This is a genomic window from Pseudomonas sp. Irchel 3F3, from assembly GCF_900187545.1.
In the GTDB taxonomy this organism is placed as follows: Bacteria; Pseudomonadota; Gammaproteobacteria; order Pseudomonadales; family Pseudomonadaceae; genus Aquipseudomonas; species Aquipseudomonas fortuita.
The window spans coordinates 1-13581 of sequence record NZ_FYDS01000024.1; the positions used below are offsets into that span (position 1 = coordinate 1).

At 64.8% G+C, this 13581-nt stretch carries 16 protein-coding genes and 1 riboswitch; all 16 genes read right to left on the bottom strand.

The window, feature by feature from the left end; all coding sequences use genetic code 11:
- Positions 1-365: 365 nt before the first annotated feature.
- Positions 366-917 carry a glutathione peroxidase gene (locus tag CKW35_RS27555; protein WP_016485288.1) on the bottom strand — a complete coding sequence of 184 codons (552 nt, stop codon included), beginning with the start codon at positions 915-917 and terminating at the stop codon, positions 366-368.
- Between the two features lie 46 nt (positions 918-963).
- Positions 964-1086: a hypothetical protein gene (locus tag CKW35_RS28745; RefSeq protein WP_016485287.1), complete on the bottom strand. Its 123-nt coding sequence runs from the start codon at positions 1084-1086 to the stop codon at positions 964-966.
- A complete protein-coding gene (locus CKW35_RS27560; protein WP_095117323.1) occupies positions 1083-2285 on the bottom strand; it encodes an MFS transporter in 1203 nt (400 codons plus the stop codon). The genes CKW35_RS28745 and CKW35_RS27560 overlap by 4 nt, the downstream gene beginning before the upstream one ends.
- 64 nt (positions 2286-2349) lie before the next feature.
- Entirely contained in the window at positions 2350-2754 is a 405-nt protein-coding gene (locus CKW35_RS27565) for a MarR family winged helix-turn-helix transcriptional regulator (protein WP_095117325.1), read from the bottom strand.
- Positions 2755-2815: 61 nt separating this feature from the next.
- Positions 2816-3931 (bottom strand): glycoside hydrolase family 5 protein, encoded by a 1116-nt coding sequence (locus tag CKW35_RS27570; protein ID WP_031312574.1) that lies wholly within the window; start codon positions 3929-3931, stop codon positions 2816-2818.
- A gap of 277 nt (positions 3932-4208) precedes the next feature.
- Complete coding sequence (locus CKW35_RS27575; protein ID WP_095117327.1) at positions 4209-4931, bottom strand: adenosylcobinamide-GDP ribazoletransferase; 723 nt, start codon at positions 4929-4931, stop codon at positions 4209-4211.
- Between the two features lies 1 nt (position 4932).
- Positions 4933-5499, bottom strand: a complete 567-nt coding sequence (gene cobC / locus CKW35_RS27580; protein WP_070087016.1) for an alpha-ribazole phosphatase family protein — start codon at positions 5497-5499, stop codon at positions 4933-4935.
- A complete protein-coding gene (cobT, locus tag CKW35_RS27585) occupies positions 5496-6551 on the bottom strand; it encodes a nicotinate-nucleotide--dimethylbenzimidazole phosphoribosyltransferase (protein ID WP_070087017.1) in 1056 nt (351 codons plus the stop codon). Before cobT ends, cobC begins: the two co-directional genes overlap by 4 nt.
- Entirely contained in the window at positions 6548-7069 is a 522-nt protein-coding gene (gene cobU / locus CKW35_RS27590; RefSeq protein WP_016485280.1) for a bifunctional adenosylcobinamide kinase/adenosylcobinamide-phosphate guanylyltransferase, read from the bottom strand. Before cobU ends, cobT begins: the two co-directional genes overlap by 4 nt.
- 1 nt (position 7070) lies before the next feature.
- Positions 7071-8525 (bottom strand): cobyric acid synthase, encoded by a 1455-nt coding sequence (locus CKW35_RS27595; RefSeq protein WP_095117329.1) that lies wholly within the window; start codon positions 8523-8525, stop codon positions 7071-7073.
- Positions 8522-9514 (bottom strand): threonine-phosphate decarboxylase CobD, encoded by a 993-nt coding sequence (gene cobD / locus CKW35_RS27600; protein ID WP_095117331.1) that lies wholly within the window; start codon positions 9512-9514, stop codon positions 8522-8524. Before cobD ends, CKW35_RS27595 begins: the two co-directional genes overlap by 4 nt.
- Complete coding sequence (cbiB, locus tag CKW35_RS27605) at positions 9507-10415, bottom strand: adenosylcobinamide-phosphate synthase CbiB (protein ID WP_060519929.1); 909 nt, start codon at positions 10413-10415, stop codon at positions 9507-9509. The genes cobD and cbiB overlap by 8 nt, the downstream gene beginning before the upstream one ends.
- A complete protein-coding gene (gene bluB, locus CKW35_RS27610; protein ID WP_060519930.1) occupies positions 10412-11062 on the bottom strand; it encodes a 5,6-dimethylbenzimidazole synthase in 651 nt (216 codons plus the stop codon). The genes cbiB and bluB overlap by 4 nt, the downstream gene beginning before the upstream one ends.
- Positions 11059-12354: a cobyrinate a,c-diamide synthase gene (locus tag CKW35_RS27615; RefSeq protein WP_095117333.1), complete on the bottom strand. Its 1296-nt coding sequence runs from the start codon at positions 12352-12354 to the stop codon at positions 11059-11061. The genes bluB and CKW35_RS27615 overlap by 4 nt, the downstream gene beginning before the upstream one ends.
- On the bottom strand, positions 12351-12962 hold the full coding sequence (gene cobO, locus CKW35_RS27620) for a cob(I)yrinic acid a,c-diamide adenosyltransferase (protein WP_070087056.1): 612 nt from the start codon (positions 12960-12962) through the stop codon (positions 12351-12353). The genes CKW35_RS27615 and cobO overlap by 4 nt, the downstream gene beginning before the upstream one ends.
- A gap of 118 nt (positions 12963-13080) precedes the next feature.
- Positions 13081-13302: riboswitch (cobalamin riboswitch) on the bottom strand.
- A gap of 22 nt (positions 13303-13324) precedes the next feature.
- Positions 13325-13489, bottom strand: coding sequence for a hypothetical protein (locus tag CKW35_RS28295; protein ID WP_159971706.1), 165 nt, complete (start codon positions 13487-13489; stop codon positions 13325-13327).
- Positions 13490-13581: the final 92 nt, after the last annotated feature.

The window sequence follows — 13581 nt, forward strand, 5'->3', positions numbered from 1 at the left end:
TTCAGGTGTGGGCATCAACAATGAGTCAACATTCATTTTCAAAGGTGGCGCCAAATCACCTTTCCGCCCTTACGGCGGGTCACTTTTTGTCAAACGCGACAAAAAGTAACCAAAAAACGCTGCGCTCCCATCATCCGGCCCCTACGCTGCGCTCCGGGGTCCCCTCGCTCCGGGCTTGCTCCCGGGAGGACCGCGCTGCAGGCCCCATCCTGGGGCCCAGCGCTTGACGGGCATCCATGCCCGTCACCTCCCTCCGCAAGCCCTGCGCTCGGCCTCCTGAAGTCGCAATCTGCGTTGCCTGAACTACCGCGCGCTTAGAAGCCAAAGCAAGAGCAAGAGCAAGAGCAAGAGCAAGAGCAGCGAGATTACTGCTGTGAGGAAATGGCCTTCTCGATGGCTGCGCGGAATTCGGGATCATCCGGTTTGGTCAGGCTGGAGAAGTTACCGATCACCTTGCCCTTACGATCGACAACGTACTTGTAGAAATTCCACTTCGGCGCACTGCTCTGGCTCGCCAACTCAGCGAACAGCGGTATCGCATCCTTGCCGCGCACCGCCTGCGTCTTGGTCATGGTGAAGGTAACGCCATAGTTGGCATAGCAAACCTTGGCAGTCTTCTCGCTATCGGTATCTTCCTGCTTGAAATCATTGGATGGCACGCCAAGCATTTCCAGACCTTGCTCGTGATATTCCTTGTAAGTCGACTGAAGCCCCTCGAACTGCGGTGCAAAACCACAATAGCTGGCCGTATTGACCACCACCAAAGGCTTCCCGCCAAAGCGCTGGCACAGGTCGATCGGCCCCTTGCCACGCAATTCCGGCAGGCTGCCTTGCAACAACGCCGGGCAATCGGCAGCCCAACTCGATGTGCTGGCAAGCACGGCCAACAACGGCACTGTCAACCAATGAGCACGCATGATTCGTTTCTCCTGCTAGACAACCCTTGAGCTTGCAGGGTAGCGCCTAACAAACACTCATGCCCAGTTGCATCAACGCCATCCCGCCCCTGTGCCAGCCCCACCACGCCAACACCAGCAGCGCCAGCGCGCCAAAGGCCAGCAACCCCCGGCCCAGGTAGCGCTTCATACAGCCTGGGCCTGCAGGCGCGCCACCGGCCGTTCGCGCACGGGCCAGTTCAGGGCAGCGGCCAGCAAACTGAGCAGGATGGAAATCTGCCAGACCAGGTCATAGCTACCGGTGCGGTCATACACCACCCCGCCCAACCAGCCACCCAGGAACGCACCCAGCTGGTGGAAAAGGAAAACGATACCGCCGAGCATGGACAAGTTACGCACCCCGAACACCGTAGCCACGGTGCCATTGGTCAGCGGGACCGTGGACAACCACAACAGGCCCATGGCAATGCCGAACAGATAGGCACTGAAAGCACTCACCGGCGCCCAGAGGAACAGCACGATCACCACTGCACGCAGCAGGTACAGCCCGGTCAGCAGGCGCGGCTTGGACATGCGCTCGCCCAGCCAGCCAGCGGTGAAAGTACCCACGATATTGAACAGGCCGACCAGCGCCAGCACCGTGGTACCGGTGGTCGCGGCCAGGTGTTGGTCAACCAGGTAGGCCGGCAGATGCACGCCAATGAACACCACCTGGAAACCACACACGAAGAAACCCAGCGCCAGCAACCAGAAGCCCGAATGCGAGCACGCTTCGCGCAGCGCCTGGCCCAGGGTCTGTTCGGTGCCATGGCTGGGCAGCGGGCGGTCGCGCAACAGGCCAACAAAGGGCACGATGAACGCCACCATCAGGCCCAGCACCAGCAACGCTGCGGACCACCCCAGCCACTGGATCAGGCCGAGAGTGCCCGGCAGCATGGCGAACTGGCCAAAGGAACCGGCCGCGCTGGCAATGCCCATGGCCATGCTGCGCTTCTCGGCCGGCACCGCACGCCCGACCACGCCGAGGATGACCGAGAACGATGTGCCGGACAGGCCGATGCCGATCAGCAAACCGGCACTGAGCGACAACGACCAGGCAGAGTCTGCCATGCCCATGAGGATCAAACCGACGGCGTACAGAATGCCGCCGATGATCACTACCCGTGCGGCCCCCATACGGTCGGCCAAGGCACCGGCAAACGGTTGCGCCAGCCCCCAGATCAGGTTCTGCAGGGCAATGGCAAAGGCGAATACCCCACGCCCCCAGCCAAAATCGGCGCTCATCGGCCCCAGAAACAGGCCAAAGCCATGCCGTACCCCCAGAGACAGCGCCAGAATCAAAGCCGCCCCCACCAGTACCCACCCGCTGGTTCGCCACACCGAAGTCATTGTCGTTATCTCCAGCACATCGCAAGGTTTTTACGGGTATATACCCGCTTATGGTCGTATCAATTCAGGCCAATTGGTCCAGCAAACGCACCAGTTCATCCCGCTGCCCGGCGCCCAACCGCTCCACCAGTTCGATCTGGGCTTGTTCCCAGGCTGGGTGCGCGGCATGCAGCAGCTGCGCCCCGGCCGCAGTCAGCAGCACCACGCGGTTGCGCTGGTCCTCGCCTTCGGCCAGGGCCACCAGCCCTTCCGCCTCCAGTACCCGCAGGTTACGCCCCAGGGTACTGCGCTCCAGGCCCATGGCTTCGGCCAAGGTGGTGATGCTGGGGCGGTCGAGCCGCTGCAGGTGCCTTAGCAGGGAAAACTGCGCGACATTGACCCCGAAGCCGGCAAGGGCCTCGTCATAATGCCGGCTCACCCCGCGGGCGGCGCGACGCAGATGGGTACAGATGCATTCACTGGTCAGCATGGATACGTGTATATACCCGCGTCATGACTGTTGCAAGAGATTTCACAATGGGTGATGAGTGTCAGTCCGGGTTCAAGCGCTTTCGTATAGGCTCGAACTCAACCGTTGCTGTGCGCGGCAATGGGTCTGGCGTACCTTGCTCGATCGCCTGCCAGTAGCGCCACGGCACCTTCGCCGAACCCAGTTCGTAGTCCATGCCATCCCAGTTGTCTTCACGGAAGCTATAGAAAGCCCAGTGCAACTGATTGCGATCCAGCACGGTGAGTACGTCTTCAAGGTATTGCCGGCAACCCGATAGCCTGCGCATGCAGCCAAACTCGCCTACCACCAGGCGCGACCGCGGCAGGCCCATGGCTTCGGCCCATGCCAACGGCTGGCGCAAGTAGCGTTCAACTCGCGCCCCATCCCACTGCTGGGTTTGCCCGGCAAACGGTGCGGCGCCCGGATAGGCGATGGGGTGCTTGCGCGTCATGTTGGGCGCACTGGTAGCGGCATAGGGCTCGTACATGTGCACGCTGTACAACACTCGCGGGTCTTCCAGGGGAGCAGGCCAGTAGTCGAAGGCGTCTGCGGCAGCAAACCAACCTGCATCGACCATGACCGGTGTGTCAGTGTCCTGCTCGCGAATGGCCGCTATCAGTTGCCGGTACAGCAACGGCAGATCGCGCGCGGTGCCCTGCGCTCGCACATACCACTGCTGCATTTGCCCCGGTTCAGCGTGTTCGGCCAAGCCGCCCAGTTTTTCCGGGGCGGGCTCATTGATCAGGTTGTAAGCCGCAATGGCCGGGTGGCCTTTCAGTTCACGTGCCATGTCTCGCCAGAAGGCCATGGCCTGGGACCAGTAGCGCTTGTCTTGCCACAGTCGATCATCGAATTGGCCCTGGTTGTTTTGCGACCAGCGCATACCGGGTAGCGAGAGTGGGGCAATGACCACCTTGAGCCCCGCCTGATGAGCACGGTCAAGGGTGGCGCGCAGCGTAGCCAGGTCGGCGGCGGGCAGGCCTGCATAAGCGTCGGCATTGCCGAGCAGGAAATCACGTTGTACCGGTTGCCATTTGTCGTACGACAGCCGCACCCATGTGGCGCCATACCCCTTCAGGGCATCGAAATAGGCTTGATCGGGTGGCAGCCGGTTGAAGCTGTTACCGCCGTGGCGAGGGGCATCCCAGAACGCCATGAGGTCTGCGGCGGTGGCTGGGAGGTTGGGCAGCATCAACAGACTGGCAAAGATCCAGTTTCGCACGGGAGGCCTACCGGGTCGTATGGGGGGAGGCAGAGGATACGCTGGCAGAGAAGATGCAGGACTTACCGAACCGTTGCCGGAAGTTACTGCACCCACCCCACAGACAAAGGCACCGATGGCACGGGCTTTGCCCGTGTTCGCAGGCAAGCCAGCTTCCACAGCAGGCCAGTGGCCTTCACAACGCGCCCAGGCTTTTAGATTTCGACCGACTTCAAAGGCCTAGCGCCAATCCAAGCACGACAACCAGTTCGAGCAACTCCAGCATCGCGCCAGCTGTATCCCCGGTAGTTCCACCCAGGCGTCGGCAAATGAGGTGCCGCAACCAGGCAAACATGGCCAGCGCCAGCACTGCCACCCAGCCGCCCAAGACCAGGCAGAACAGCGCACTGCCCAGCAGCACCCACCCGGCTATACGTCGGGGCAAGTGCTCGGCCAACGCCTGGCCCAACCCGCCAGGCCGCACATAGCTTGTACAGAGGAACAGGCCCAACATCGCCGCCCGGCCGATCAAGGGAGCCAGCAGCAACTGCGCCCCGATGCCCTGCTCAACCAACACCCACAAGGCGCAAAACTTCAGCAACAGCACCAGCACCAGGGTGACCACGGCAATCGGCCCGCTACGGGGGTCTTTCATGATCTGCAAGGTGCGCTCACGGTCGCCGAAACCACCCAGCCAGGCGTCGGCACTGTCAGCCAGACCATCCAGGTGCAAGGCGCCACTGAGCAATACCCACAACGTCAGCAGCAATGCCGCATGCAGCGGCGCTGGCGTACCCTGCAGCAGAAGGCTGGCCAGCCACAGCAGCAGCCCGAACAACAGCCCGACCAGCGGGTAGAACAGCAGCGAACGCCCCAGCTCACGCGGTTCCGGCATGCCCGGCAGGCTCACGGGCAAGCTGCTGAGAAACTGCAAGGCAATCCAGAACGGCAACATCTCAGTGTTCCTCGGCCAGTTGACCGTCGCCACCCATCACCAGCCGCACCAGCGCCCCGTGCCCGACTTCAACCTGCAACAACTGCTCCTTCGGCAGGCCTCGCGCCCGGGCCAGCAATAACCGCATCACCCCGCCATGGGTGACCAGCAGCACCCGCTTACCCGCATGCTGGCGGCTCAAACGCTCGACAGCGGCCAGCACCCGCTCGGCGAATGCCTGCACCGGTTCGCCGTTGGGCGGGGTGCAGGCGTAGGGGTCTGCCCAAAAGCGCCCCAAGGCATCCGCCTGGTCTTCCATGATCTGCGCTGCGCTACGGCCTTCCCAGTCACCAAAATGCAGCTCTTGCAAACCTGCTTCGCGTTGCACGGTCAAATCCAGCCGCCGACCCAGTTCATCGGCAAAACGCGCACAGCGCTGCAGCGGCGAACTGACCAGCACCTGCCACGGGCCCGCTTCGGCCACGGCGCTGCGCATCTGCGCCCAGCCCTTGTCAGTGAGGGCATCGTCCAGGCTACCGCGCAAGCCGCCCTGTTCCGTTTCGCCGTGGCGCAGCAGGTCGAGGATCATGCCGGGCGGTCCGCCACGGCGGCCTCGGCAAAGGTCGCCATCTGCCCGTGCAGCGCACAGGCCAGGCGCAACAACGGCACGGCCAACGCAGCACCACTGCCCTCGCCCAGGCGCAGGCCCAATGCCAATAGCGGTTCGGCCTGCAACGCATCCAGCAAAGCCTTGTGCCCAGGCTCCGCCCCCTGATGGGCAAATAGCAACCACGCCCGGCACTGCGGGTTGAGGCGCACCGCCACCAGGGCGGCAACGCTACAAATGAAACCGTCCACCAGCACGGCGATGCCCGCCTGCGCGCAGCCGATATAGGCCCCGGCCAATGCCGCGATCTCGAAACCGCCGACACAACCCAGTGCCTGCAATGGATCTGCGGCCTGCAGGCCATGCAGGTTCAGCGCCCGCTCGATGACCTCGGCCTTGTGCCGCACGCCAGCGTTGTCCAGGCCGGTGCCCGGGCCGCTGAGTTCAGCAGGCGGGCAGCCTAGCAGGACGCTGGCCAAGGCCGCAGCGGCCGTGGTGTTGCCAATCCCCATCTCGCCGCCAATGAACAGCTGCGCGCCCTGTTCAGCGGCACGCAGGGCGCTGTCGCGGCCTGCCTGCAAGGCTGCGTGCAACTGCCCCTCGGTCATCGCTGGCTGGCGGGCGAAGTTGGCCGTGCCGGCCCCCAGGCGCAGGTGGCGCACACCGGGCAGTTCCAGATGAGGATCGATGGTGCCAAGGTCGACCACCTCAAGGCTGGCCTGCAGCTGGCGCGCCAGTACGCTGATCGCCGCACCACCGCCGACGAAGTTGCGCAGCATCTGACCGGTCACCGCCTGCGGGTAGGCCGAGATACCTTCTTCGACCACGCCGTGGTCACCCGCGAAAATGCTGATGGCGGCCTGATCCAGGGCTGGCCGTTCACGCCCTTGCAGGCCCGCCAGCTGAACGGCCAGGCCTTCCAGTTGCCCGAGTGAGCCAGCAGGTTTGGTCAGCTGTTGCTGACGGGCACGAGCCTTGTCCATGGCGGCGTTGTCGAGAGAATGGCAGGCGTCACGCCACCAGGCTTGAGTCATAGTGCAGCTCCTTTGAGCATTAGGGGCAGGCCGGCTACGGTCAGCACCACGCGCTGGCAGCGTTCGGCCACGGCCTGGTGCAGCCAGCCGGCCAGGTCGACATAGCGCCGGGTCAGCTCGCCCATGGGCACGACGCCCAGGCCAGTTTCGTTGCTGACCAGAATGAGGGTGCCAGGCAACTGCTCCAGGCAGGCCAGCAGGGCGTCACGCTCCTCGGCCAGGCGCTGGTCGTCTTCCAGCATCAGCAGGTTGGTCAGCCACAGGGTCAGGCAGTCCACCAGCAGGCAGCGCCCTTCGGCCGCTTCGGTACGCAGTACTGCCGCCAGGGCCAACGGCTCTTCGATCAGCCCCCAATCGGCGGGGCGGCGCTGACGGTGCAGCGACACGCGCTCACTCATTTCACCATCCAGCGGCTGGCTGGTGGCGATGTAGGTTACCGGTAGGCCACTTGCACTGGCCAGCTGTTCGGCCAGGCGACTCTTGCCGGAACGGGCCCCGCCGAGAATAAGGTTGCGCATGTCAGGCCACCCCACACAGTTGGCGCAAATGCGCCGTGTCCAGGTGTTTTTCCACCAGGTCGGCCAGGCGCTCTATGTCGCGTTCACGCAAGGCTTCGTAATCGATGCTTTGCACCTCCTCCAGGCCAGCCCAACGCAGCAGCGCAGCACACGACTGGCTGCCTTCGAACAGGCCGTGCAGGTAGGTGGCGAGGATCTGGCCATCGGCGCTCACAGCACCCTCGCAGCGGCCATCGGCGAGCTGTACCGCTGGCTGTTCGAGGGCCGGCCCCGTGGTGACGCCAGCGTGAATTTCATAGCCGGCCACCGGCACTGCTTCAAGCTTCAGGGTACCGGCAACGTTGCGCAGTTGCTTCTCGGCCTCCAGCACCGTGGCGTAATCGAGCAGGCCAAGCCCAGCGCTTGAGCCGGGAGCCCCTTCCAGACCCAGCGGGTCATGCACTTCGCGGCCCAGCATCTGCAGGCCGCCGCAGATCCCGATCAGCTTGCCACCGTAACGCAGGTGCCGCTCGATGGCTTTACCCCACCCACGCTCGCGCAGCTGTGCCAAGTCACTGCGTACGCTCTTGGAGCCCGGCAGGATGATCAGGTCTGCAGCCGGGATCGGCTGGCCCGGGCCAATGAACTGCAGGTCCACCTGCGGATGCAGGCGCAACGGGTCGAAGTCGGTATGGTTACTGATGCGCGGCAATACCGGCACAATCACCTTGAGCACGCGCTCGCTTTTGGCGCCTTGGCGCACATCGATGCCGTCTTCGGCTTCCAGGTGCAGGTCGGTGACATAAGGCAGCACCCCCAGCACTGGCTTGCCGGTGCGTTGCTCCAGCCAGTCCAGCCCCGGCTGCAATAAAGCGATATCGCCACGGAAGCGGTTGATGACAAAGCCTTTGACCCGCGCCTGCTCACTGGGCGACAGCAATTCCAGCGTGCCCACCAGGTGGGCGAACACCCCGCCGCGGTTGATGTCGGCAACCAGGATCACCGGGCAGTCCACCGCCTCGGCAAACCCCATGTTGGCGATGTCGCCGGCACGCAGGTTGATCTCCGCTGGCGACCCCGCGCCTTCGACCATGACCACCGGCCAGGCGGCACTCAGGCGCTGGTGCGAAGCCAGCACCGCCTGCATGGCGATGGCTTTGTAGTCGTGGTAAGCCACCGCGTTCATGCTGGTGACCGCACGGCCGTGGATGATCACCTGGGCGCCGGTATCGCTGTTGGGTTTGAGCAACACGGGGTTCATGTCGGTATGGGGTGCCAGCCGGCAAGCCTGCGCCTGCACCGCCTGGGCGCGGCCAATTTCACCGCCGTCGGCAGTTACCGCGCTGTTCAGTGCCATGTTCTGTGGCTTGAACGGCACCACGCCAACGCCTTGGCGCAACAGCCAGCGGCACAGGGCAGTTACCAGCGTGCTCTTGCCAGCGTCGGAGGTGGTGCCTTGCACCATGAGGGTGGTCATGCCGATTCCTTTTGAAAGTCCGCCAGGGCCTGGGCGAGACGCTGTTCGTCCGCCGCACATTCAGGCAACCCCAGGCGCACGGCCGGTGGGTGTTCGAACAGGCGCACCAGGATGCCGCGGCGGGCAAGAAAGTCATGCAACTGCACGGCGCGCTCGCTGCGCACGTACTGGAACAGGTCACAGCCGCCGCTGGGGGCAAGGCCGGTGCTGGACAGCATTGTTGCCAAGCGCTGGCTGGCGGCAGCGCAACGTTCAATCTGCACGCGCTGGGCAGGCTTGTCGGCCAGGCTTGCCTGGGCCAGCACCCGGGTTGGCCCGTTGACCGTCCACGGGCCAAGCAGCTCGGCCAGGCGCAGCAACAGGCTGCGCTCGGCGGCGACGAAGCCCAGGCGTACCCCGGCCAGCCCAAAGAACTTGCCGAATGATCGCAGCACGATCAGCCCCGGGAGGTCGGCGCAATCGACCACGCCATCCGCCGGGGTGTTGTCCATGAACGCTTCGTCGACCAACAGCCAGCCACCGCGTGCAGCCAGGCGCGCGTGCCAGCCCAGCAGGCGCTCACGCGGTACCCGCTGCCCGGTCGGGTTATTGGGGTTGACCAGCACCAGCACGTCGAGGCTGTCGAGCATCGCCTCGACCTGCGTTTCATCCAGCTCGACCAGATGATGGCCCGCCCGATGCCAGGCATACGGGTGTTCGGCATAGCACGGCGACAGCACCCCTACCCGGCCAGCCGCACGCAGCAGCGGCAAAGCCTGGATCGCCGCCTGGGAACCCGCCACCGGCAGCAGCTCGCGGGCGCCGTAATACCCGCGTGCCGCCGCCTCCAGGCCGTCTTCGGTCTCAGGCAGGCGAGCCCAGGCATCTGTAGGTATCGGCGGGATCGGGAACGGCCAGGGCGCGATGCCGCTGGACAGGTCGAGCCACTGCTTACGAGGGATACCGTAATGTTGCACCGCACGCAGCAGGCGGCCACCGTGTTCAAGCATTGATGTAAGCCCCCAGGCAGATCAACAACAGCCACAGCCACACGCCGCGCTGCACCAGGCTCCAGCCACGCTCGATGGCATCGGCGTCAGCCATCGGCCCTTCGCCCAGGCATGGCCGCTCATGCAGTTCGCCGTGGTAAACAGCCGGGCCGCCCAGCGCTACACCGAGTGCTCCGGCACCGGCGGCCATCACCGGGCCGGCGTTGGGGCTGTCCCACAGCGGGCCCTGCTTGCGCCAGCAAGCCAGCGCCAGGCGGGTCTTGCCCAGCAGTGCGTAAGTCAGCGCCACCAGCCTTGCGGGAACATAGTTGAGCACATCATCAATGCGCGCCGCGCACCAGCCGAAGCGCTCGAAGCGTTCGTTGCGATACCCCCACATGGCATCCAGGGTGTTGCTCAGGCGGTACAGCACCACGCCCGGCGCGCCGGCCACCACAAACCAGAACAGCGCGGCGAACACCGCGTCACTGCCGTTTTCCAGTACCGACTCGGTGGCTGCGCGGGCCACGGCGGGCTCGTCCAGCTCCCGGGTTTCGCGGCTGACCAGGTAGCCGACGCGGCGCCGGGCTTCCTCCAGGTCGCCCTGGCGCAAGGCGTTGGCCACCGGCAACACATGTTCGCCCAAACTGCGCAGGCCCAGGGCGCAGTACAGCGCCAGCACATCCACCAGCCAGCCGATGTACGGCAGCCAGGACAGGATCAGCGCCACCAGGGTCAGCGGCACCACCGCCAGAAACCACGCACTCACGCCGTGGCTGCGCCAGCCGCGGCCACCTGCGTTCAGGCGGCGCTCCAGGTTACCGGCCATATTGCCGAAGGCCACCAGCGGGTGGCGCCGCTGCGGTTCGCCCAGCAAGGCATCCAGGGCCACCCCGGCCATGGTCAGCAAGGCCACGCTCATTGGCGCTCTCCCCATTGGTTTTCGTACAACATGTCACTCAAAGGCCGTTCTTCGGCCCAGTTTTCCAGCACCAGCATGGGTGCAGGGTAAAATTCGGTCACGGGTCCCAGGCACAGCACCGCCACCGGTTTGGCCCCTTCCGGCATACCCAGCAGTGCTGCCAGCGCCAGAGGGTCGAACAGCGACACCCAGCCCATGCCCAGCCCTTCGCCACGGGCCGCCAGCCACAGGTTCTGAATGGCGCAGGCCAGCGAGGCCAGGTCCATCTCCGGCAGGGTGCGACGGCCGAAGATGTGCGGCTCGCGGTTGTCCATCAAGGCCGCTACCAGCAGCTCGGCACAGTCATTGATGCCTTCTACCTTCAGCTTCATGAAGTCATCAGCCCGCTCGCCCAATGCCTCGGCAGTGCGCAGACGCTCCGCCTCCACCAAGGCCTGGATGCGGGTACGCAGGTCGCGCTGGGTGATGCGAATGAAACGCCAGGGCTGCATCAAACCGACGCTAGGCGCCTGGTGTGCGGCGGCCAGCAAGCGGCCCAGCAGTGCTGGCGCAACCTGGCCACCGGCAAAATGGCGCATGTCGCGACGCTCACCGATAGCCCGATAGATCGCAGCGCGTTCGGCGGCGCTGTAGGCGTGTTCGCTCATGGTCGCAACAGCGCCGCCGCCGCATCAGGGTTGGAGGGGAAGTAGAAGTGCACGTAAGAGGCCGTCAGCCGACCCAGGCGATACACCGCTTCGTTGCCCCGCCCGCCGTTGGGGCTGAGGCCTCGGGCGATCGGTTCCAGCGGCGTGTTGGTTAGCGAGTGGTGATAGGTATGGCCGCGCAGGGTACCTTCCGGCAGCTCCACCGCCTGCAAGGCCAGGGCCGCCAGGCGCTTTTGCATGGTCGCCTCGCCTGGTAGCAGGCCGAGCAGTTCGGCACGCTCGCCGGCGACGTCAGTCAGGGCATCGAGCAGGTACAGCATGCCGCCACATTCAGCCAGCAACGGCTTGCCCTGAGCATGATGGGCGCGGATTGCCTCGCTCATAGGCGCATTGGCAGCCAGGGCGTGGTGATGCAGTTCGGGATAGCCACCCGGGAGGTACAGGCTGTCCACCACTGGCAGTTCACGGTCGTGCAGCGGCGAGAAGAATTCCAGCTGCGCGCCCAGGCTGCGCAGCAGCTCAAGGTTGGCACCATAGGTGAACGCGAACGCTTCGTCTCGCGCCACACCAATGCGCACACCGTCCAGCGAGGCAGCACGCACCTGCGGCTCGGGGCCGACAAAGGTCACCGGCGGAGGCATCGCGGCGTCGCAGCTGGCGGCAAGCGCTTCGGCGGCGGCATCTAGGCGTGTATCCAGGTCGTTCAGCTCGCTGGCCTGAACCAGCCCAAGATGACGGCTGGGCAATTCAATGCCGCGCTCACGGGACAAGCCGCCATACCAGCGCAGGCCCTCGGTCAGGCTACCTTCGAGCAGCTGCGCGTGGCGCAGGCTGCCCACGCGGTTGGCCAGTACGCCGGCGAACGGCAGGTCGGCCTGGTAACGCGCCAGGCCCAGGGCCAGGGCGCCGAAGGTCTGGGCCATGGCCGTACCGTCGATCACAGCCAGCACTGGCACGCCGAAGTGGCGCGCCAGGTCAGCACTGGACGGGGTGCCGTCGAACAATCCCATGACCCCTTCGATCAGGATCAGGTCGGCCTCGCCGGCGGCTTCCCACAGCAGACGGCGGCTTTCCTCGGCTCCGATCATCCACAAATCCAGCTGGTACACCGGCGCGCCACTGGCCCGCTCGAGAATCATCGGGTCCAGAAAGTCGGGGCCACACTTGAACACCCTCACCTTGCGCCCGAGGTTGCGGTGCAGGCGGGCCAAAGCAGCAGTGACGGTGGTCTTGCCCTGGCCAGAGGCCGGTGCCGCGATCAACACCGCGGGGCAGTGGCGCGATTGACTCACAGCTCGACGCCCTTCTGTGCACGGATACCGGCCTGGAAGGCGTGCTTGAGCATGCCCATCTCGGTCACGGTATCGGCCAATTCGATCATCTCGGGCTTTGCAGCGCGGCCAGTCACGATCACGTGCTGCATGGGCGGACGGCCCTGGATGTCGGACAGGACCTGGTCCAGGTCGAGGTAGCCATGCTTGAGGGCGATATTCAGCTCATCCAGCACTACGAACTGCACACTTGGATCCTGCAGCAACTGCCGCGACACCGCCCAGGCGGCTTCGGCGGCAGCGATGTCACGCTGGCGGTCCTGGGTTTCCCAGGTAAAGCCCTCACCCATCACGTGATAGCGAACCTGCTCGGGGAAGCGGCGGAAAAACAGCTCTTCGCCGGTGCTATTACGGCCTTTGATGAACTGCACCACTCCACACTGCATGCCATGGCCCAGGGCGCGGGCGAGCATGCCGAAGGCAGAGCTGCTCTTGCCTTTGCCATTGCCGGTCAGCACCAGCAGCAAGCCGCATTCGTTGGGGGAATTGGCGATGCGTTCGTCGATGACCGCCTTCTTGCGCTGCATGCGCGCCAGGTGACGTTCGTCGCGTTCGGTGGCTTCGCTCATCAGGGTTCTCCGCAGGCTGGCACCACGGCACGCGTGGCGACAGGGAATAGGCAGGCAGACGGAGAGCGCGCAGGGGCCATGGCAGGGCGCCACGGTGCACCGCGCATCACCCTCCGTGATGCCGTTGACAGTTTCAGGCCGGTCTCCGGGCTTGTGAGCGGGCCTTGGCCCAAACCTGCGCGCCTTCCCGGATGCTGGCATCCAGTGGCCCTGCGCGGCCTTCTACTCACCTACCGTTGCGGGGGCAGCGCCGGAATCGCGCCATGCTGGCGCCCACCGGCTTCCCAGTTTCACCCTGCCCAGTCGGGGCTGGCAGGGCACCTGAAACACGCCGCGAAGGTTAGAGGGTTGCACCGGGAGCGTCAATCGAAGTGGTTGCTGCAGCAACGTAAGCTTTTGATCTTGATCTTGATCTTGATCTTGATCTTGCTCTTGCTCTTGCTCTTGCTCTTGATCTTGATCTTGATCTTGATCTTCGCGACTTCAGGAGGCCGAACGCAGGCCTTGCGGAGGGAGGTGACGGGCATGGATGCCCGTCAAGCGCTGGGCCCCAGGATGGGGCCTGCAGCGCGGTCCTCCCGGGAGCGAGGCCGGAGTGAGGGAACCCCGGAGCGCAGCG